10 protein-coding genes are annotated in these 21,577 nt (G+C 58.6%); 6 read left to right on the top strand and 4 right to left on the bottom strand.

Going from position 1 to position 21,577, the window contains the following annotated elements; translation table 11 throughout:
• The first annotated feature begins 74 nt into the window (after positions 1–74).
• The 3 genes from WD429_RS08545 to WD429_RS08535 all read left to right on the top strand — a co-directional run bounded on the left by WD429_RS08545 (position 75) and on the right by WD429_RS08535 (position 4,014).
• Complete coding sequence (locus WD429_RS08545; protein ID WP_368421756.1) at positions 75–995, top strand: lysophospholipid acyltransferase family protein; 921 nt, start codon at positions 75–77, stop codon at positions 993–995.
• A gap of 57 nt (positions 996–1,052) precedes the next feature.
• Positions 1,053–2,369 (top strand): hypothetical protein, encoded by a 1,317-nt coding sequence (locus WD429_RS08540; RefSeq protein WP_368421755.1) that lies wholly within the window; start codon positions 1,053–1,055, stop codon positions 2,367–2,369.
• A gap of 319 nt (positions 2,370–2,688) precedes the next feature.
• A complete protein-coding gene (locus WD429_RS08535) occupies positions 2,689–4,014 on the top strand; it encodes a DEAD/DEAH box helicase (RefSeq protein ID WP_368421754.1) in 1,326 nt (441 codons plus the stop codon).
• 37 nt (positions 4,015–4,051) lie between these two features.
• Here the strand turns inward: WD429_RS08535 and WD429_RS08530 are convergent, their stop codons facing one another.
• The gene (locus WD429_RS08530; protein WP_368421753.1) at positions 4,052–4,507 is read right to left on the bottom strand and encodes a winged helix-turn-helix transcriptional regulator; all 456 of its coding nucleotides are present in this window, start codon (positions 4,505–4,507) and stop codon (positions 4,052–4,054) included.
• 90 nt (positions 4,508–4,597) lie between these two features.
• Here WD429_RS08530 and WD429_RS08525 point away from each other — a divergent pair, with 90 nt between their 5' ends.
• Positions 4,598–5,710: an NADH:flavin oxidoreductase gene (locus WD429_RS08525; protein ID WP_368421752.1), complete on the top strand. Its 1,113-nt coding sequence runs from the start codon at positions 4,598–4,600 to the stop codon at positions 5,708–5,710.
• Between the two features lie 76 nt (positions 5,711–5,786).
• On the opposite strand, the gene pntB is transcribed toward WD429_RS08525, so the two are convergent.
• From pntB to WD429_RS08510, 3 genes are all read right to left on the bottom strand, one after another.
• Positions 5,787–7,184: a Re/Si-specific NAD(P)(+) transhydrogenase subunit beta gene (gene pntB / locus WD429_RS08520; protein WP_368421751.1), complete on the bottom strand. Its 1,398-nt coding sequence runs from the start codon at positions 7,182–7,184 to the stop codon at positions 5,787–5,789.
• A 12-nt stretch (positions 7,185–7,196) separates the two neighbouring features.
• On the bottom strand, positions 7,197–8,774 hold the full coding sequence (locus WD429_RS08515) for a Re/Si-specific NAD(P)(+) transhydrogenase subunit alpha (protein ID WP_368421750.1): 1,578 nt from the start codon (positions 8,772–8,774) through the stop codon (positions 7,197–7,199).
• 114 nt (positions 8,775–8,888) lie between these two features.
• Positions 8,889–9,521: a TetR family transcriptional regulator gene (locus WD429_RS08510; protein ID WP_368421749.1), complete on the bottom strand. Its 633-nt coding sequence runs from the start codon at positions 9,519–9,521 to the stop codon at positions 8,889–8,891.
• Positions 9,522–9,741: 220 nt separating this feature from the next.
• Here WD429_RS08510 and WD429_RS08505 point away from each other — a divergent pair, with 220 nt between their 5' ends.
• Positions 9,742–11,322, top strand: coding sequence for a flavin-containing monooxygenase (locus tag WD429_RS08505; protein ID WP_368421748.1), 1,581 nt, complete (start codon positions 9,742–9,744; stop codon positions 11,320–11,322).
• 167 nt (positions 11,323–11,489) lie between these two features.
• A partial coding sequence (locus WD429_RS08500) for a putative Ig domain-containing protein (RefSeq protein WP_368421747.1) occupies positions 11,490–21,577 on the top strand: 10,088 nt, incomplete at its 3' end.

Raw genomic sequence — 21,577 nt, 5'->3', positions numbered from 1 at the left:
TATGCAACTATGAGTCTGAGCACGAGTGTGTCAGGATTTGCGGCCAGTCCATTCTATGCAAAGGCTCACGAAGTATGGCGAAATCGGCCAAGAAGAAAAGTCGCCCCCTGTGGCACCCCGTTCACTGGTCGTCCTGGCTCATTGTTTTCACGCTGTATCTGCTGTCGCTTCTGCCAATGGCGGCCAAGCAGCGTGTCGGGCGACGTCTGGGCTGTTTTCTGGAACGCAAACTGAAATCCCGCTCCAAGGTGGCCCACGCCAATCTCGCCGCCTGTTTGCCGGAGCTGGACAAGGATGGCCGAGAGCAACTGGTGCAGGATAACTTTATTGCCTGTACCCGGGGCTTCCTGGAAAGCACTCACGCCTGGTGGCGGGATATGTCTCATTATTGTGAGACCACCGAAACCCATGGCCTGGAACATCTGGAAGAAGCAACGTCGCAAAATCGTGGGGTACTTCTGATCGGGGCCCACTACAGTATTTTCGATTTTGCGCTGCCGCTCATCGCCTGCAAACTGGACAAGCCCGGGTACATGTATCGCCCCAACAACAACCCTGTCATCGACCGCATGATCGAAAACGGCCGCCGTCGTCATTTCAATATTCGCCCGTTCTCCAAGCGTCAATTGCCGAAAATGATGAAGTTCCTGAAGGAGGGCGGCCAGGTGTGGTTTGCCTGCGACCAGGACTTTGGCCGCAAGACCGAGCTGTTCGTGCCGTTTTTTGGTGTCGATGCGGGTTGTATAACCTCGCCCAGTTACATCGCGCGCAAATCTGGAGCGGCCGTGCTTTGTGTCAGCCACCTGCGGCTACCTGACGGCCGCTATCGCGTGGAGTTTTCGCCTATTCAGGACGACTTTGGTGAAGATATGGCTCGAGATGCCGAAATCTGGAACGGGTTTATCGAATCCACCGTGCGGGAGTTTCCGGACCAGTACCTGTGGCTGCACAAGCGCTTCAAGAGCCGGCCAGAGGGAGCCGAAAAGATCTACTAAGTGGCGGGTTTTATATAGCTTCCTTACAATAGGGCTTCTACGTTCGGTGGACGTCTTATGCACGCCATTTTCAGTTCTCTTCTTGCCTACACCGCGCTACTTGCCGGCGTACTGGCATTTGTTCCCGGTGCCGGGTTGCTGGGTGCCTTGGCCGTCAGCCTGGCTGTGGTGCTGGGCTGGCGATCCATGCGAGTCGTTCCCAGGGGAGTGTTCGTGGTGGCTGGGTTGGCGCTGGTGTTTGCCCTGGGGCGTGATCCGGCGCTGATTGCCGGTGCCGCGACCAACATGACCCGTCTGGCCGGATTGATTCTTGCGGTGCTGCTGCTTTCCTCTGTGCTTGCCCGCTCCCGGGATCTGCAAAAAATCTCGTCTAGCCTCTTTAGTGGCAACTCCCGTGCCCGTTATGCCAGCGTTACTTTTGGCACTGCTCTGGTGTCGGTGCCCCTCAATTTTGGATCGGTTGCCGTGGTTGGCAGCCTGGTGGCGGAGCGTATCCGCAAAGACGGCGATTCCGCCGCTACCCGCAACGGCACACGTGCGGTGCTGCGGGGATTTGGCGTATCGCCGATCTGGTCACCGCTGTCGATATCGGTTGCCTTGACGTTAACCCTCGTGCCCGGGCTGAGCAGCGCCCAGCTGCTGTCGGTTGCCATGCCTTTTGCGCTGTTGGTTCTGCTGGCCGGTTTCTTCTGGCTTGAGCGGGAGCCGGTTGCCGGCCCCACCGTACCGGGTGACCGCGCCAGTTGGACCAGCTGGTTTCGGTTCGGCAGCATTATTGCGGCCATCTGTGCCGGCGTGTTTATTTTCAGTCACTGGTATGACCTGAGCTATGCCCGCTCGGTGACGCTGAGTTGCCTTTGTGTTGTGGCGCTTGGTTGGCTGCTGTCCTGGTTTGGCGGCAACAGTCCGAGACTGCCGAATATGGCCAACGTCAGCAACGAACTGGCGATTGTGGGCGGATCGGCGTTTATCGGGTCGATTATCAGCGCCGTGGTGCTGGGCGAGATGGGGGGCGCGGTGAATCTGCCGGGGTGGTCCTGGCCGTTGCTAGCGGCACTGGTGCCCTGGGGCTTTTTCCTCGCCGGGTTGGCGGGGGTTAATCCGATTGTCATGGGCACGCTCGCGGGTGGCATTCTGGGCTCGGTTTGGCCTGCCAGCGCCGTACTGGGGCTGGGTTTTGCGATGGTCAGTGGCTGGGGGGTTACCGCATTCGGCACCCCGTTTGCGGCCAACGCACTGATTATGGAGCGGCTGACCGGCTACCCGGCACGGGACGCGTCGTTGCGATGGAGCCTGGCGCTGTCGTTGTCCGCACTCACCGCCGCAAGCCTTGTGGCCGCGGCTCTCACACTCTGGCTTGCTGGGTGGGGCTAGAGGTCGAAGCGCTCAAGACCCCGGTCCAGATTAGCCCGAAGTTCCTTTTTGGGGAAATCCGAACGAACAGCCTGCCAAAACCACCTATGGCTATTTGCCAGGCCCTCTGTTAACGTGCGCGCATCCTGCCTCTAAGGATTTCCGCAGTTTCTGGCTCAAAGCCGCTTTGCGACCCATCCGATACGACCTGTCAGAGGACGTCACCCCGAAAACGGCGTGTGACCGTAGTCGTTTTTTATTCCATGAATGATCATGGCCTCTGCCCGCATTCGCCGAGAACGGTGTTCGTGGAGGCAGAATAATCAAGAGTTGATCCAATATGAGTTTTTCTTCACTCGGTTTGTCCGAGCAGCTGGTCCGTGCTACTAACGATCAGGGTTATGATATCCCGTCTCCCATTCAGGCCCAGGCGATTCCTGCAGTGCTTTCCGGCCGCGATGTTATGGCTGCGGCCCAGACGGGTACCGGCAAAACCGCCGGCTTTACATTGCCTATCCTGCAGCGATTGGGTGAAAACCCGAGCACTGGCAAAGGCCCCCGCGCGTTGATTCTGACGCCAACACGGGAGCTGGCAGCCCAGGTTCACGACAGTGTGAATCTGTACAGCAAATACGTTCCCACTAAGGCCGCTGTAGTCTTTGGTGGCGTGAAAATCAATCCGCAGATGATGAAACTGCGTAAAGGCGTCGACGTTCTGGTTGCTACGCCGGGCCGTTTGATGGACCTGTACCAGCAGAACGCCGTGCGTTTCAACGAAGTGGAGTTTCTGGTGCTGGATGAAGCCGACCGCATGCTGGACATGGGCTTTATCCGCGACATCCGCAAGATTCTTGCGCTGTTGCCGGCCAAACGCCAGAACCTGCTGTTCTCTGCGACCTTCTCAAGCGAGATCCGGGGTTTGGCGGAAGGCCTGCTGAATAACCCGGTGCAGGTCGAAGTCGCTGCCCGCAACACGTCTGCGGATAACATCAAGCAGTCGGTATACCCGGTAGACCAGAGCCAGAAAACTGCCCTGCTGAGCAAGCTGGTGCGTGACAACAGCTGGGAACAGGTGCTGGTGTTTACCCGTACCAAGCACGGTGCCAACCGCCTGACCCAGAAGCTGGAAAAAGACGGTATTACGGCTGCGGCGATCCATGGCAACAAGTCTCAGGGTGCCCGCACCCGTGCACTGGCCGACTTTAAAGCCGGCGAAGTACGCGTGCTGGTCGCCACGGACATCGCCGCCCGTGGTCTGGACATCAAGCAATTGCCCCAGGTGGTCAACTTCGAGTTGCCCAACGTGCCGGAAGATTATGTTCATCGCATCGGCCGTACTGGCCGTGCCGGCGAAAGCGGTCATGCGTTGTCACTGGTGAGCGCCGATGAAGGTAAGATGCTGGCGGGCATCGAAAGACTGATCAAGAAACAACTGCCGCGCAAATCGGTAGATGGCTTTGAGCCGACCAATAACCTGCCGTTAAAACCCAAAGCCAAGGCCGATCCCAGCCGTGCACGCAATCGCAACGGTAATGCTGGTGGTAATGGCAAGCCGGCTGGCAATGGCCGCAGCTTTGGCGGCAAGCCAGGTGGTCGCAGTGGTGGCCGCAGCCAGAATGGCAACGGCGGACAGGCCAGGCGTTCGCCCCAGCGCGAAAACGCCTGAGCGGCGAAAATGCTCGCTTGGGACGGCGCTGTGCTGGTCAGCCGGCTTTGGTCCGGCTGATTGGCACAAACACCTCGCGTACCGTCAGTGCTTTGCCATCGGCGTCCTGAACTTCCACCGGGCGAATCGCCCTTTCGGTTTTGCGGTCACGCAGATCCAGCGGTTGCTGGTCCGGGGCGGGGTTCCATTTGTCACCCCACTGGCGCAGGGCTATCACTACCGGGAAAAGCTCCCGGCCTTTCTCAGAGAGACGATACTCAAAGCGGGAGCCATGCTCTCCTACCTCCACCTTGCGCAACACGTCGTTGTCCACCAGGCGGGCCAGGCGATCACACAGAATGTTCTTGGCAATGCCCAGTTCCTGCTGAAAGTCCACAAATCGGCGTGTGCCGTACATGGCTTGCAGCACGATCAGAAGGGACCACCAGTCACCCACTTCGTTCAGGGCGCGGGCGACGGAGCATTGGGAGTCGTCAAAACGTTTTCTGGCCATGTCCGCGAGTGTACCTAATAGGGTTGCATTTTAAAACCAGATTCAATAAGGTTGCTTAAAGAAACCAAATTAGTGAGGTTGCGAAGTACCATGAGCATGAATCTTGGCCCAATGTTTGAACCGTTTGAAATTCATAACCTGACGCTGCGCAACCGTGTGGCCATGGCACCGATGACTCGCAATTTCTCCCCGGGTAATGTGCCCAGTGATGACGTGGTGGCCTATTACCGCCGTCGCGCGGAGAATGGGGTCGGCCTGCTGATCACCGAAGGCACCACCGTGAACCATCCGGGTGCCAATGGTTATCCGAACGTACCCTTCTTCCACGGTGATGATTCTCTCGCCGGCTGGAAAAACGTGGTGGATGCCGTTCACGAAGCCGGCGGTGCGATTTTCCCGCAGCTCTGGCACGTCGGCGCAGTGCGTAAAGAAGGTATCGAACCGGACCCGTCGGTTCCCGGTTATAGCCCGTCCGGCCTGTTTGCACCGGACAAGCCCAACGGCAAAGCCATGAGCAAGGGCGATATTGATGACGTGATCACCGCCTTCGCCGACGCCGCCCAAGACGCCAAAGCCCTCGGTTTTGACGGTGTCGAGATTCACGGTGCCCACGGTTACCTGCTGGACCAGTTCCTGTGGGAAGGCACCAACCAGCGTGACGATGAATACGGCGGCAGCATGGAAAACCGCCTGCGTTTCGTGGTGGAAATTGTTGAAGCCGTGCGCCATCGTGTCGGCCCGGATTACCCCATCATGCTGCGGTTCTCGCAATGGAAGCAGCAGGATTACGAGGCGAAACTGGTCAACACCCCGCAAGAACTGGAGCAGTTCCTCAAGCCGTTAGTGGACGCCGGTGTGGATATTTTCCATGCCTCTACCCGTCGGTTCTGGGAGCCGGAGTTTGAAGGCTCCAACCTCAACCTTGCAGGCTGGACCCAGAAGCTCACCGGCAAACCGACCATGTCCGTCGGCAGCGTGGGCCTCACAGAAGACTTCATCAGCGGCACCTTTGCCAGCAAGAAAGACGCCGTGGAACAGTCCGGTATCGACGAATTGGTTGAGCGCATGAATAACCATGAGTTCGAGCTGATTGCCGTTGGCCGCGCTCTGTTGCAGGACCCGGAATGGCTGGTGAAAGTGAAGGAAGGCCGGCTCAACGACGTGGAAGCGTTTGCCAAGAAGTCATTGGCGAAACTGTACTGATTCTGGATAGAACCTTTGACGCCGATGGCACCGTCGAGTTGTACAACGACAACTCGACGGAGTAAGTAAGTGGCCGTCAGCCTCTTAGCCCGCTGACCAGTTTGTCGATGCTGTCCTTGGCATCGCCAAACAGCATGCGGGTGTTGTCCTTGAAGAACAGCGGGTTTTCGACACCGGAATACCCGGTGGCCATGCCCCGCTTAAGGACAACCACCTGCCGTGCTTTCCACACTTCCAGTACTGGCATGCCGGCAATCGGGCTGGCCGGGTCTTCGGCGGCAGCCGGGTTGACGGTATCGTTGGCACCAATGACCAGCACCACGTCCGTTGTCGGGAAATCATCATTGATTTCGTCCATTTCCAGCACGATGTCGTAGGGCACATGGGCTTCGGCCAACAGCACATTCATGTGGCCAGGCAGGCGTCCGGCCACGGGATGGATACCAAAACGCACGTTCACCCCCCGTTCCCGCAGCAGTTTCGTCATGTCGCTGACACCATTCTGGGCCTGGGCCACGGCCATGCCGTAACCGGGCACAATGATCACTGAGTCGGCGTTGCGCAGTTCCTCACACACATCATCCGCGCTGGATTCGTACACCGTTTGGTCGGAATCCGCTGCGGCAGAGCTACTACTACTAGTCTGGCCGAAGCCGCCAAGAATCACGCTGATGAATGAGCGGTTCATGGCCTTGCACATGATGTAGCTGAGGATGGCACCGCTACTGCCCACCAGGGCACCCACCACAATCAGCAGGTCGTTGCCCAGCATGAAGCCGATGGACGCTGCGGCCCACCCGGAGTAGCTGTTGAGCATGGATACCACGACGGGCATGTCGGCACCGCCGATGGCCATGATCAGGTGAATGCCGAGCACCGCAGCGATAACCGTCATCAGCACCAGGGCGATGATGCCCAGTGCCATGCTGTGGGTGTTCAGGAACCAGGCCCCCAGCACTACGCAGGCGATGATCGCCAACAGATTCATCAGGTGGCGGCCGGGCAGGGTCAGGGCCTTGCTGTCGATGCGGCCATCCAGCTTGCCGCAGGCCACCAGGGACCCGGTGAAGGTCACCGCACCGATAAAGATACCCACAAACACTTCCACCAGTTTGATGGTGTGCTCTGCGCCGACCGTTGCAATCAACGGTTCGATGTAGCCGGAAAAGCCCACCAGCACCGCGGCCAGGCCCACAAAACTGTGCAGCAGGGCCACCAGTTGTGGCATTTGGGTCATTTCCACCTTGTTGGCGATGGGGATACCGATGCCGGCACCCAGCAGCACCGCAATCACGATGGTGATGATGCCGCTGTCACCCACACTGGCGAGGGTGGCCCCCACCGCAATGATGATGCCCGCGACGCCGTAAAGGTTACCGCGCCGGGCCGATTCCTGGTGGCTAAGGCCGCCCAGGCTGAGGATAAAACAGATACTTGCGACCACGTAGGCCACGCTCACCAGTCCTGTACTCATATCGGGCGTCTCCTACCTGCGGAACATTTTGAGCATGCGATGGGTGACCCGAAAGCCGCCCCCAACGTTGATGCTGGCTATCAGCACCGCGACAAACGCCATAATGCCCACGGCCAGGTTCTCCGCCTGAGCCAGGTGCAGAATGGCACCAATGACAATGATGCCGCTAATGGCATTGGTCACGCTCATCAGGGGCGTGTGCAGTGATGGCGATACATTCCAGATCACCTGCCAACCAATAAAACAGGCCAGCACGAACACCGTGAAATGCTGCAGAAAGCTTTCCGGCGCGTGGGCACCAACGCCATAGAGCGCCAGGGCTGTGACAATCAGCAGCGCGGCCTTGCCAACCCGGCCCTTGCGCACTGCGTCCTGCCTGGCCGCCTCTTTGTCGGCTGCAGACGGTTCCTCAGTGCCCGGTGCCGGCTTGGGACTGACCGGCGCTTCCGGTTGCGGTGGTGGCCAGGTGATATCGTTTTCCCGGACAACGGTCAGGCCACGGATCACATCGTCTTCCATGTTCACCTGGGGTTGGCCGTTCTTCTCCGGGGTCAGTTCGGTAAGCAGGTGTACCAGGTTGGTGGCATAAAGGTCACTGGACACTTTCGCCATGCGGCTTGGAAGGTCGGTGTAGCCAATCAGCGTGACACCGTGGTGATGGGCGACCTTCCCCGGCTCGGTCAACTCGCAGTTACCGCCGCGCTCTGAGGCCAGGTCGACAATCACACTGCCGGGCTTCATCGATTTCACCATGTCGGCGGTGATCAGTTTCGGCGCGGGCTTGCCGGGGATCAGGGCGGTGGTAATGATGATATCCACCTCTTTCGCCTGCTCCGCAAACAGCGCCATTTCCGCCTTGATGAACTCATCGCTCATCTGCTTGGCGTAGCCACCGCCGCCACTGCCGTCCTCGTCGTCGAAATCCAGCTCCAGAAACTCGGCACCCATGCTCTCGACCTGCTCCTTTACCTCGAGCCGGGTATCGAAAGCCCGCACAATGGCACCCATGCTGTTGGCAGCCCCAATGGCCGCAAGCCCGGCCACCCCGGCCCCGATTACCATGATCTTCGCGGGCGGCACCTTACCAGCGGCCGTTACCTGACCGGTAAAGAAACGCCCGAAGTGATTGGCCGCCTCAATGACCGATCGATAGCCGGCGATATTGGCCATGGCACTGAGCGCATCCATCTTCTGGGCACGGCTAATCCGGGGCAGGCTGTCGATGGCAAACGAGGTGATCTTTTTGGCGGCCAGTTTTTTCAGCAACTCGGGGTTCTGCGCCGGCCAGATATAACTGACCAGGAACGCGCCGTCCTTCATCAGATCCACTTCGTGCTTGCCCAGCGTGGGATTGTCGATGGGCGCGCGGACTTTCAGGATAACGTCTGCCTGCTGCCATAAAGAGGCCGTGTCCTTGGCAATGGCCGCCTCCACTTTCTCGTAAGCGTCATCGGAATAATGGGACGCCTCGCCAGCCCCGGCCTCCACGATTACCTCATAACCGAGGCCGATGAGCTTGTGGACCGATGGCGGCGTCGCCGCCACCCTGTGCTCATCCGTAAAAATTTCTTTCGGGATACCGATCTTCATGATGAATGCGACCTCCGGATTGCCTGATGAACCAGATGGTTGGATAACCCAATACTAGTTCAAACTGCCGGATCTGCTCGGAAGGTTGCTGAAATCAGAAGACAATGCCGTGGTTCAGACGTACTTCCGAGCAAGCGCTTCAACCTCGGTTTGCGACAGATTGTCCAGCATGGCACCCCGGAACTGGCGATTGATAAACCGCTCGGTTTCCTGCTGAATGGCTTCCCGCTGCTCCGGCTTTTCATTGTAATCCATGGCCCGGAACAGAATGTAACGAATGGTCATGCGGGAGATTTCGTGAATAGTCTCCGGCGGTACCGCACTGACCAGTTGCCGCTCGATGATGTCTTCCGCCATTTCACGGGCACTGGCGTGCAATTGGGCTTCAAGGGCCCTGCGCAGCAACGGTGAGGGTCCATGAAGTTCCCTGACGGCGACGGTAGTTGCAGCGGGGTTGGATTGAAAATAGCGGTACACGAAGGCAACGGTGTCATGGGAGGCCTGCTCGGAGCTTTCCGCCATACGGCGCAACTCGCGCACTCCAGATTTCATGTCCTCAGCGATGTACCCCAGAACCTGTAGCCCGAATTCGTCCAGGTTTTTGAAGTGGCGATAAAAGGTATTCGGGTTCAATCCCGCCTCACGCGCGAGCTCCCGAAGCCCAAGAGACGTCAGGCTGCGACTCTCGGTGATCAGCCGCAGTGCCGCCTGTACGAGTTTCAGCTTTCCGCCGGTTAATACATTCATGGACATTCAACTTTCGGTGTTGGGCCTATGTGGGCATTCGAACTTGGTTCGGGGAGTCGGGACAGACCTTTGTCTCCTTGGGCCAAACAGAGACCCTCTTCGCTTCAAAAGTATACAGTTGTCTACATCTGCGTGTATACATGTGTATACCGCCAATCTTCATGGCGAATCATACAACAACAGGCAAGGCCGGGTGGCCAGCGAACAACGGAGTAGTGTTATGAATCAGTCAGCACAGATCGCCATTATTGGTACCGGATTTTCCGGGCTGGGCATGGGTATCAAACTCAAGGAAGCGGGTTACGACAACTTCGTCATCCTGGAACAGAGCGATGACATTGGCGGCACCTGGCATGAGAACCATTACCCGGGTTGCGCCTGTGATGTGCAATCCGCGCTCTACTCCTTCTCGTTTGAACAGAACCCTGACTGGAGCCGCATGTACGCCCAGCAGAAAGAAATCAAAGCCTACCTCAAGCGCTGCGCGGAAAAGTACGAGCTGACCAAACACATCAAACTGAACACCCACGTGGCCGGTGCCCGCTTTGACGAGAAAACCCAAAGCTGGACCGTCGAAACCTGCGACAGCCCAACACTCTGGGCCTACATGCAGGACAAAGGCCTGAACCCCGGTGACAAACTGGACCGCAAGGACAAAGAGCTGCCGGCGTTCAGTTCCTTCAAAGCCGACGTGGTCGTTTCCGGTATGGGAGGCCTGAGCACCCCGGCGTACCCGAACGTCAAAGGCATCGAAACCTTCACCGGGAAGAGCTTCCACTCCCAGGACTGGGACCATAGCTACGACTTCAAAGGCAAGCGTGTGGCGGTAATCGGCACCGGCGCGTCGGCCATCCAGTTCGTGCCGGAAGTGGCTAAAGAGGCTGGCCACCTGGACCTGTACCAGCGCACCCCGCCGTGGATCGTGCCCAAGCCGGACCGCGAGATCCGTCCGCTGGAAAAACGGATGTTCCGCAGGTTCCCGCAGACCCTCAACGCCTTCCGCCAGAGCATCTACTGGATGCTGGAGGCCCGGGTACTGGGCTTTGTCGGCAACCCGCGCATCCTCAAGATCGGTGAGTTGCAGGCCCGCCGCCACATCCGCAACCAGATCAAGGACAAGGCGTTGCGCAAGAAAGTGACCCCGGAGTTTCACTTCGGCTGCAAGCGGGTACTGATTTCCAACAACTACTATCCGGCGCTGGCCCAGGACAACGTGGACGTGCTGACCGACGGCATCCGCGAAGTGCGCGGCAACGTGATTGTCGATAACCACGGCCACGAGCGGGAAGTGGATTGCATCGTCTACGGCACCGGCTTCAAGGCCCAGGACCCGATTCCCGCTGGCATGGTCTATGGCCGTAACGGTCAGGACCTGCTGGACGCCTGGAAAGACGGTGCCGAGGCCTATAAGGGTACCGCCGTCGCGGGTTTCCCCAATTTCTTCACGCTGATGGGCCCCAATACCGGCCTCGGTCACAGCTCGATGGTCTACATGATCGAAAGCCAGATTCAGTACGTGCTGGACGCCCTAAAGAAAATGGACAAGCACGGCTGGAAGAGTGTGGAAGTGAAGGAAGACGCGCTGAGCCAATACAACGACTCCATTCACGCCAAGCTCGGCGACTCGGTCTGGCAGACCGGCTGCAAGAGCTGGTACGTGAATGAAAACGGCAAGAATACCACCCTGTGGCCGGGCTTCACCTGGCAGTTCCGCCAGCAGACGCGGCGGTTTGATGCTGGGCAGTATGTGTGTGTGGAGGGCATTTCGGCAGTAGACGAAACGGCCGCTGTAACTGCTTAGCAATCAAGGGAGGGAGGCCAATGATTGGCCTCCCTGATTGTAAAATATCGTAAAATAATTAAAAAACATTAACCTGTTCAGGGAAAGCTGACAGGCACTTCCTATACTGCCCCCTTAAATCGGTAGTTGTGCACACACTGTGTATATAATGGGACAAGGAAGTTGTGATGTATAAGCGCGTTTTGGGGCTAGCGTTCGCCTGGGTAGTTACGTCTTTCAGTGCTGTAAATGCAGAGTCTTTCCGTGAGACAAGCGACATAGTCATCAGCCCTGACTTCTGCTCCCTCTATCCCATCGCCGTTTCCGGTTCGTTGCTGGTCTCAGCAACACCAGGCCAGACCTTCCAGAACATTCCGACAGGCACGGGCCCCGGCAACTACAGTTGGTTGTCCTGGCAAGGTAAGAATAACGCCAATACCCTCGCCGATGCCCTCGTTCCTCCCGGCACCAGTAATAACTACCGTAATCCGCTCAATGCTTCCGACACGCAACTGAACGTTGGTGACTGGGTCGAAGGTGGCCCTGGCGTCAAGAACAGCAAAGCTATTCGCTCAAACCTTGATGCGCTCCTGGACTACAACATTATTGTTCCGGTTTGGAGTGGCGTCGACGGTCAGGGCGCACGCTTTAACTATGAGACCGTGCGCTTTGCCGTCATTCGAATCAACGACTATGCCCTCAACGGCAAGGGCTACATCAGCTTTACCTTTGAACGATACACCCGATGTTATAACCATCGCCCGGAATCCCTCGACAGCCACATCACCACGCCGGAAGACACGCCGGTCGACTTCGAATTACAGGCCCAGGATGCGGACAATGACGGGCTGACCTACGAAATACTGGACCAGCCCCAGCACGGTCAGATCTCCCAGTCGGGTTCCCGGGTTACCTATACACCCGATGCCAATTTTTATGGGAACGACAGCCTGAAGTTCCGGGTACACGACGGCGAACAACTCTCCGATACGGCAACCGTCAGCATTGAGGTGCTGCCCGTAAACGATGCCCCGATGGCCAACCCAGGCTCGGCATCCGGCCCGGAAGACATGGCCATTCCACTGCATTTTTCCGGCAGTGATATAGAAAACTCTCCCCTGACGTATACCGTGGTAACGCCTCCCGCTCACGGCGCTGTCATTGAAACCGGCGACGGCCCGGTGTACATGCCGGAGGCCAATTACTTCGGGCCGGACGTACTGGAATATGTGGCCAACGACGGGGAGCTGGACTCTGCGCCGGCCAGCTACAACCTGACCGTGACCCCGGTAAATGACGCGCCGACAGCTCAGGATGTCTTTGCCGAAACCGAGGGTGGAGACTCTGTAGCGGTTACCCTAGTGGGTCAGGACATCGACAGCGAGACCCTGGAATACCGGCTGCTCGAAGAACCCACCCACGGTCAGTTCACCGGGGAAGCACCGGAACTGGTGTATACCCCGGATCCCAGATTCGAGGGTTTGGAAGTACTGACTTACGCGGTTTCCGACGGCGAGCTGCAGGCTACGGCAACCATCACCATCAATGTCATCCAGCCGAACCTGCCACCAGTGATTACCAGCCCACCGGTGGTCACCACGCCGGAGAAAACGGACTACAGCTATCCCGTAGCCGCGGAAGATCCCAACGAAGATGAACTGACACATACCCTGGACCGTGGTCCGCAAGGGATGACCATCGACGCGGCTTCCGGGGTGATTCACTGGCTCCCCCAGGCGGAATTCACGCAATCGGTACCGACCTTCAACCAGCAGTGCTATGTGGTGCCAAGCGGTAGCGTGAAAGTCTATGAAGAGGGCGATGATGCCTCGGGTGTAAGCTACATCGCACCACTGTTCCACCGTGTGAAGACCGCAGTCGCCGATGCCAGCAGCTATGTAGCTCCGCAGTCGGTGGCCTGGCACAAGAGGAATCGTTGCCTGGGCTGTCACATTCAGACGCAAAGCCTGCTCGGAATGCAGTCCTCGAAAGCCAAGGCAGATGTCGATGAAGAGGCCGCGGAATATCTGCTGACGGAGATTCTCTCCAGTCAGTTGAGCGATGGCTCCATTCGCCGGTCGCATCCCAATTACGCAAAAAACCAGACGGCGTTTGCATTGTGGGCGCTTAACGCGGTACCCGAGCGGGAGCGGACGTTACAGATTCGCCAGAACGGATTGGACTTCTTCGCCAATCGCGTCACGGTCAGTGGCAACAGGGCGTACTGGACCACAGACCATAACAGCGGGTGGCTAAGGGAATCCCTTGGAATCACAGCCTTGGTCAGTCAGGCTGCAGCGGGTTTCATCAATGATCTCGATGAGTTGGAAACCCAGTCAACGGGTCAGCTTGAGGTCGCTGATACCTACCGGATGCTGATGCCGGCATTGGCGGAACATCTGCTGGCAGGTTTGAACTCGAATGAAAACGACAGCTTGCGACGCGTATTCCGCCTTGTGGGTCTGGCTGAAATTGAACCCTTCATTAGCGGTGACGAACTACGGTCTCGAATTTCCGCCGCCATTGTCCTGCTCGATCAGCAACTTCGCGAACGCCAGCGTGAAGACGGTGGCTGGTCGCGCTACCACTCCGGCAGCCAGAGTGATCCGCTAACCTCGGCCTGGGTGGGCCTGGCGCTGGACTATCAGGATCCTGCGCTGACCGATCCGGTGGTTCTGGGTAATATCGAATACCTGCTGGAAAGCCAGCAGGCCGGCGGTACCTGGGACACAACCAGTGGCCTGTTCAGCACCAAACTAGCCACCACAAGCCTGGTCATGGCTTACCTGCCCGTCGCCCTGGACCATCTGGGCAATCCGGATGTCCGCCTGGGTCATGTCTCCCTGGCCGAAGGTGACAGCGGTGTACATGAACTGAGTGTTGAGCTCTCCAACCTCGGTCTCGCAGACATTCGCGTACCGCTGGATGTGTCCTTCTACACAGGCCAGCCTGAGGATGGCCAGTTCCTTGGCTCGGCACAGGTAGCCAACCTGACCAGTGACACCCGCAGTACTCCAACGATCCTTGTTAGCGACGATGAGCTGACCGACGACATTTCTGTCGTGCTCAACCCGAGCGCGGCGATCGAAGAATGTCAGATCAACAACAACACCACCCGCACCGCCCTGGTGCGCCACCACGTGGCCGACCCGGACGGTTTGACGGATGCCCAGCTCTATACGCTGAATGTTGAGGATGTGAATGAAGCGCCCGCTATAGACAGTGAACCGCAGACGGTACTGCAGGGCGGCCAGTCCTTTGAGTACCAGGTTGAGGTCTCCGATACCGATGTGGGCGATGCCCATACCTTCGAAATCGTCTCCGGACCGGAAGGCCTCTATCTGGATGAGCGGACGGGGCGCTTTACCTCGGCGCCGGGTGGTATTGAGCCGGGCGAGTATGAGGTGGTTGTTCTGGTTACCGACCTGCGCGGCGCGACGAGTGAGCAGACGTTTACCCTGGTTATCCATGAAAACCTTCCGCCGGAAATCGTCAGCCCCGCTGTACTGGCCGGTGTTGAGGATTCGGGGTACGACTACGATCTCGAGGCTATTGACCCGAACGAAGGGGATATTCTGTCCTATGGGTTAGAGCTTGCGCCGGATGGGATGAGTGTTGCTCAGGATACGGGCTTGATCTCCTGGAGCGGTGCCTCCAATTGGGTGGATAACCGGACTGATCGGAACGAAATGTGTATCGGGGAACCACAATCAGACCTCGGTTCACTGAATCCAGTTGAGAAATGGCGCTGGAATGCGTCAGGGCAGCCTGCATCCCACTACAATCAAGTTATGCATGCGCCCATTGCCGTTCCTTTAAATGACACAAATGGTGATGGTCGTGTTAATGAAAAAGATGACATTGCAATAATTTTTCAGACTTTCTATAGCTCTCGTTACAAAAATCCGGGGTATTTGAGGGCCGTATGGGCAAAAAACGGTGAGCCTATTTGGACCTCAGCGTCAGCATCTATTTTGCCTGTCAGTTCGCCGGCAGCTGCAGACATAGATGGTGACGGGAACGTTGAAATCATCACTGGTCGTCATGGCGGCGGGATCATCGCTTTCGCTCATGACGGAAGTGTTAAGTGGCAGTCGAGCAGCCGGATCAATGTCAATTGGGGTGGGCCGAGCATTGCTGATCTCGATGGGGATGGTATTCCGGAGATTATTGTAGGGAACACCGTCTTCGACAATCTGGGGCAGGTTCGCTGGAGAGTATCTGGCCCATCTGGAGACAATGGTGCCGGGCCCCTTTCTTTTGCGGCAGATCTCGATGGCGACGGTTTCCAGGAGGTCATAGCAGGCAGAGGAGCATACAGTCACGACGGGAAACTGTTATTTAACCATGGGGATGGTTTCTCAGCCGTTGGTGACATGGACGCTGATGGATTGGCAGAGATAGCTGCGGTACACAGCGGGTATGTAAGCCTCCTGAGTCACGACGGTTCGATAATCTGGAACAACAAGACCATTCCGGGAGGAGGGCGAGGCGGTCCCCCGACCATTGCAGATCTGACCGGCGATGGGATCCCTGAAATTGGTGTTGCCGGTGCCAACCGATATGTTGTTTTCAACGCGGACGGAAACATCGTTTGGCAATCTCCGACCCGTGATAATTCATCTCATAAAACAGGGTCATCGGTATTCGACTTTAATGGGGACGGGCGTGCAGAGGTCGTCTACGCGGATGAGTACTACCTCCGAATTTATGACGGTCCCACAGGGCAGGTAATCTACGAAATTGAGAATACCAGTGGAACGACTTACGAACTCCCCGTTGTCGCCGATGTAGACAATGACGGCCACGCCGAAATTGTGGTCATATCTAATAGTTACAGTAGAGGAAGCTACGCGGGAGTTCGGGTTTTTGAGGACGAGAGCGATTCCTGGGCCCCAACCCGCTCTATCTGGAACCAGCACGCTTACAGCATCAACAACATCAACGATGACCTGACGGTACCGGCGCACCCGGCCGCAAGTTGGCTGACCCACAATACTTTCCGTCTGAACACGTTCCCGGACAGGGATGCCTTGTCGTTACCGGATATCACCGTCAGCGGTATCGAATACGACCAGGCAACAAGCACAGTTTCCGTCAAGGTGCTGAATCGGGGCCTGGCGCCGGTGGAAGGGCCACTGACTGTCAGCTTTGTACATGATCATTCCTGGACCGGAGAAACCGCTTTGGGGCAGGTATCCATTGGCGGGCTTGAACCCGGGGAGCAAGTCGTCGCCAGCCTGGCGGTTGACGATGAAATCCTCGTTCAGGCGCTAAAAGCCAAAGTCGTATTGCCGGATAATGTGGTGGAATGCGCGGTGGACAACAATGAAGCCATTGCCGCCGTGGTCGATGCCCGTGTCTACGATGAAGCGGGGCTGTTTGATACCCAGAAGTTTGCCGTATCCATGGTGGACTCGAACGACGCGCCGGCATTTGCCAGCGCAGCGTCCAGTACTGGTGTTGCCGGTGAGATTTACGGCTTTGAATTTGAGGTCACCGACCCGGATAAAGGGGATGCCCACCGCTTCGAACTGGTGGATGCACCGGATGGTTTCGAGCTGAACGAGCGTACCGGCAAGGTGGTAGCCGAGGGGCTCCCAGAGGGCGTTTACACCGTCAATGTCCAGGCCACGGACCTGTCAGGAGCGGTAGCAGAGCAGACCCACGTCGTGACCGTGACACCGCCGGATAATCTGCCGCCGGTGTTCGAATCGCAGGCCCCGGAAACCGTTCAGGCGGGGCAGACCTACAGCTATGACGCTGTAGCCACGGACCCGGATGGCGACGAGGTTGTCTACCTGCTCAGCCGCTCCCAGCCTGGCATGACCATCGACGGTGTCAGCGGCCAGATCAGCTGGACGCCATCTTTGGACCAGTCCGGCGTGTTCTCTGCAGAAGTAACCGCGCTGGATACACGGGGTGCCTCGAGCAAGCAGTACTTCCTGATCGAGGTACAGGACCCCAACGCCGATAACCAACCGCCCACCATCACCAGTACTCCCGATGGCGCCGTCTATGCCGGCCAGCGGTTCGATTATCAGGTCACCGCCAATGACCCGGATGGGGACACGCTGTCCTATTCTCTTGTCGCGTCAGAATCCGGCATGACGATGACCGCCGACGGCCTGTTCACCTGGCTGCCAGGGTCGGAATGGATCGGCGACACCGCCATTGTTGAAATCCTCGTCAGTAACGGCCGTGGTGGCGAAGCACGACAGAAACTCACGCTGCCGGTCAACGAGAGCGCCAACCATCCGCCACAGTTCACCAGCACGCCGGAAACCCAGGCACTGGCGGGCTCAGCTTACGGCTATTCAATCGCCGCCACCGACAGCGACGGCGATACCTTTACCTTCAGCCTCGACCAGGCCCCCAATGGCATGACTCTGTCCGGCTCCCAGGTGAACTGGACGCCAGCGGGCACCCAGGCTGGTAGCGTCCACGATGTGGTCATCCGGGTTACTGACGCCCGTGGCGCAGCATCGACCCAGAGCTTCGGTATCGCAGTCAACGCGCCTGCGGAATCCAACGAGGCTCCGGAGATCAGCAGTATCCCCACATCCCCGGCCTTTGTGGGTGAAGAGTACCAGTATGACGTGATCGCCCGGGATGCCGACGGCGATGCGCTGACCTACACACTGGAAGCAGCGCCGTCAGGTATGACGCTCAACTCGACCGGCCAGGTTCGCTGGACGCCGACAAGCGACCAGGTGGCCGCCCATGCCGTGCGCATCCGGGTCTCCGACGGCAAGGCCTACGCCACCCAGAGCTTCACCCTGGATGCGGTTGAAGCCAGTGATAACAGTTACCCGGACATCACCAGCCGGCCGAACACGCAGGCCGTGGCAGGTGAAATCTATCAATACCAGCTTGTAGCGACAGACGCTGACGGTGACGAGCTGACCTACGGCACCATGGTCCAGCCGGACGGTATGCAGGTGGACGCCTCCGGGCTGGTCACCTGGACGCCGACCCTGGACCAGATCGGTATTCACGACGTGTCCTACTTCGCCGATGACGGTAAGGGCCGCACGCTTCAGAACACCAGCATCCGGGTCCAGGAAGAGCCCTTACCGCTGTCGGCCACCCTGCTGGTCACGCCGGACAGCGTGGACGCCGGTAACACGGTGACCATCGATATCTTCACGGACGGCGGCCGTGGTGAAATCAGCCAAACCGCGGATGTTGACGGCCAGCCCCTGACACTGAATCCCTATGGCCGCGCCACCTGGACGGCCAGCGGCACCGGGCGCCATACCATCACTGCTACGGTGTCCGATGCCGAGACCACGGTGACCGAGGTGGCCTACGTCACTATCCGTGATGACAGCGATACCGTGGCACCGGTCGTGACCCTGGAAGGGCCGGAGGACGGCTCCATCGTTACCGCGCCGACGGACATCATCGCCACCATTCAGGACGACAACCTCGCCATCTATGAAGTGCTGATCAGCCCGGCGGGCAAGAGCAATTGGCAGACCATCGCGGAAGGCTCTACCAGCCAGATCTCTGCTCGGGTGGCTACCCTTGATCCCAGCCTGCTGATGAACGGCCAGTACGACCTGGCGATCCTGGCCGTAGACGTCAACGGTCTGTCCGGCTCGGACATGATGTCTTTGCAGGTGGAAGGCGATCTCAAGGTCGGCAACTTCAGCATCACCCTGGAAGACCTGTCGATTCCGGTGGCGGGTATCCCGATCCGGGTGAGCCGTACCTACGACAGCCGTCAGCGTTTCGAAGCGTTGGACTTCGGGCAGGGCTGGAGCATCGGCTATCAGGATGCCAAGGTGGAAGAGTCCCGTACGCTGGGCAGTTACTGGACCGTTAACCAGTACAAGCGCGGGCCGCTGAACCTGATCACCGATTTCTGTATCGAACCCCTGGGCGCGCCGGTGGTCACCGTCACCTTGCCGACCGGCGATGTGGAGCGCTTCGAAGTGGGTGCCTCACCAAGCTGCAATACCTATCAGGTCATCAAGGACGTCACCCTGGACTTCCAGCCCGTGGGCGATACCCAGTCCACCCTGAAGGCGCTGGACGACAGCTCGGCACGTTACGAAGGCGGCACCCTGCTGGAAACCGGCACCTTCTCCGGCCCGGTGGACCCGACCCGCTACTTGCTCACCACTCAGGCTGGGTATGCCTATACCCTCAACCAGGATTTCGGCATCGAGAAGGTAGTGGACCCCAACGGCCATACCCTGAGGTATACCAACGACGGCATCTTCCACTCCAGTGGCAAGGCGGTGACCTTCCAGCGTGACAGCAATGGCCGCATCAAGGCCATTACCACGCCCAACGGCGACCAGCTGACCTATCTGTACAATGCTGACAACAACCTGATCAGCAGTGCTGATGCCCAGGGCAACGCCACTGAATATACCTACAACCGAAACCACGGCTTGCTGGACATCATCGACCCACTCGGCCGCACCCTGGTCCGCAATATCTATGACGAGAGTGGCCGCCTGGTTGCCCAGGAAGACAACGACGGTAACCGCACGGACTTCAATCACGACATTGAAGGCCGCCAGTCTGTGGTCACCGACCGCAACGGCAACACCACGCTGTATTACTACGACGATCGGGGCAACGTCACCACCAAGGTGGACGCGGCCGGCCATAGCTGGAGCTACAGCTACGACGAGCGCGGCAACCAGCTAGGTCAGATGGACCCATTGGGCAACGTCACCACCGCCAGCTTCGACGAGCGAAACAACCAGCTCACCCAGACCGACGCCCTGGGTAACACGGTAGCGTTTACCTACAACGCCCGTGGCCAGGAACTGACCATTGCCGATGCCCGTGGCAACCTTTACCAGAACAGCTACGACAGCGTGGGCAACCTGCTGACCGTGACCGATCCGGACGGCAACGTGGCGGGCAACAACATCAACGCCGAGGGGCAGGTGTCCAAGACCGTGGATGTGGCAGGCAACGCCACCACCTACTCCTACGACGGGGACGGCAACAAGCTCACCGAGACCAATCCTCTCGGCGAGACCACCCACTACACCTACGATGCCAACGGCAACGTACTGACCGAGACCCGGTCCCGTACGGCGAACGGCAGTGCGGTGGAGGAAACCACCGAGTATGTATACGACGCCAATAACCGCGTTGTCGAAACCCGCTATCCGGATGGCAGTACCAACGCCACGGAATACGATGTGGCTGGCAACCAGGTGGCCAGTATCGACGCCCTGGGGCAGCGTACCGAATACCGCTACGACGCCTATGGCCGGTTGACGGAAACCTACCACCCGGACGGTACGGTCGAGTACAAGACCTACGACGGTGAAGGCAACCTGCTCACCGAAACCGACCGGCTGGGCCGGACCACCCGCTACACCTACGATGCGTTGAACCGGGTAGTCCGCACCGATTACCCGGACGGCAGCCACACCGCGACCACTTACGATGCAGCGGGCCGTGTCACCGGTGAAACTGACGCTAACGGCAATACCACCACCTACGAGTACGATGCCGCAGGCCGCCGCACCGCCGTGGTGGATGCCCTGGGCAATCGCCACAGCTATGCCTATGACGCCGACGGCAACCTGATCCGCGAGACCGACGCCAACAGTCATACCACCGAGTACACCTACAATGCCCTCGACCAGCGGACCCAGACCCGCTTCCACGACGGCACCACGGTAACGGAAACCTTCGATGGCCTGGGCCGCCGCACGTCCCGCACCGACCAGAACGGCCGTACCACCGAGTACGAATACGATGCCCCCGGCCGCCTGACCAAAGTGACCGATGTACTCGACGGTGTTACCACTTACAGCTACGACGAAGCCGGCAACAAACTGACCCAGACGGACGCCGAAGGCCGCACTACCCGCTGGACCTACGACAGCCAGGGCCGGGTGTTGAGCCGGACCCTGCCGATGGGGCAGACCGAGAGCTTCAGCTACGATGCGGCGGGTAACCGCCTGAGCCATACCGACTTCAATGGTCAGACCACCAGCTACAGCTACGACCTCAGCCAGCGGTTGACCCGGGTAACCTACGGCGACGGCACCACGGAGCGCTATACTTACGACGCCATCGGCAACCGCCTGACCGCCACCAACCCGGAAGGCACCACCCGTTATCGCTACGATGCCCTGAACCGCCTGGTTGAAGAGATCCAGCCCAACGGCTCGGTGCTGACCTACGGCTACGACGCCGCTGGCAACCGGAACCAGCTGGACGTCTCCGCCGGTAGTAGCACCACCTCCACCAGCTACAGCTTCGACGCCCTGAACCGCCTGGAAGTGGTGGA

The sequence above is a fragment of the Marinobacter sp. genome (assembly GCF_040904845.1).
Taxonomy (GTDB): Bacteria; Pseudomonadota; Gammaproteobacteria; order Pseudomonadales; family Oleiphilaceae; genus Marinobacter.
The sequence above is the reverse complement of the archived record's forward strand: the minus strand, read 5'-3'. Positions and strand labels throughout refer to the sequence as shown.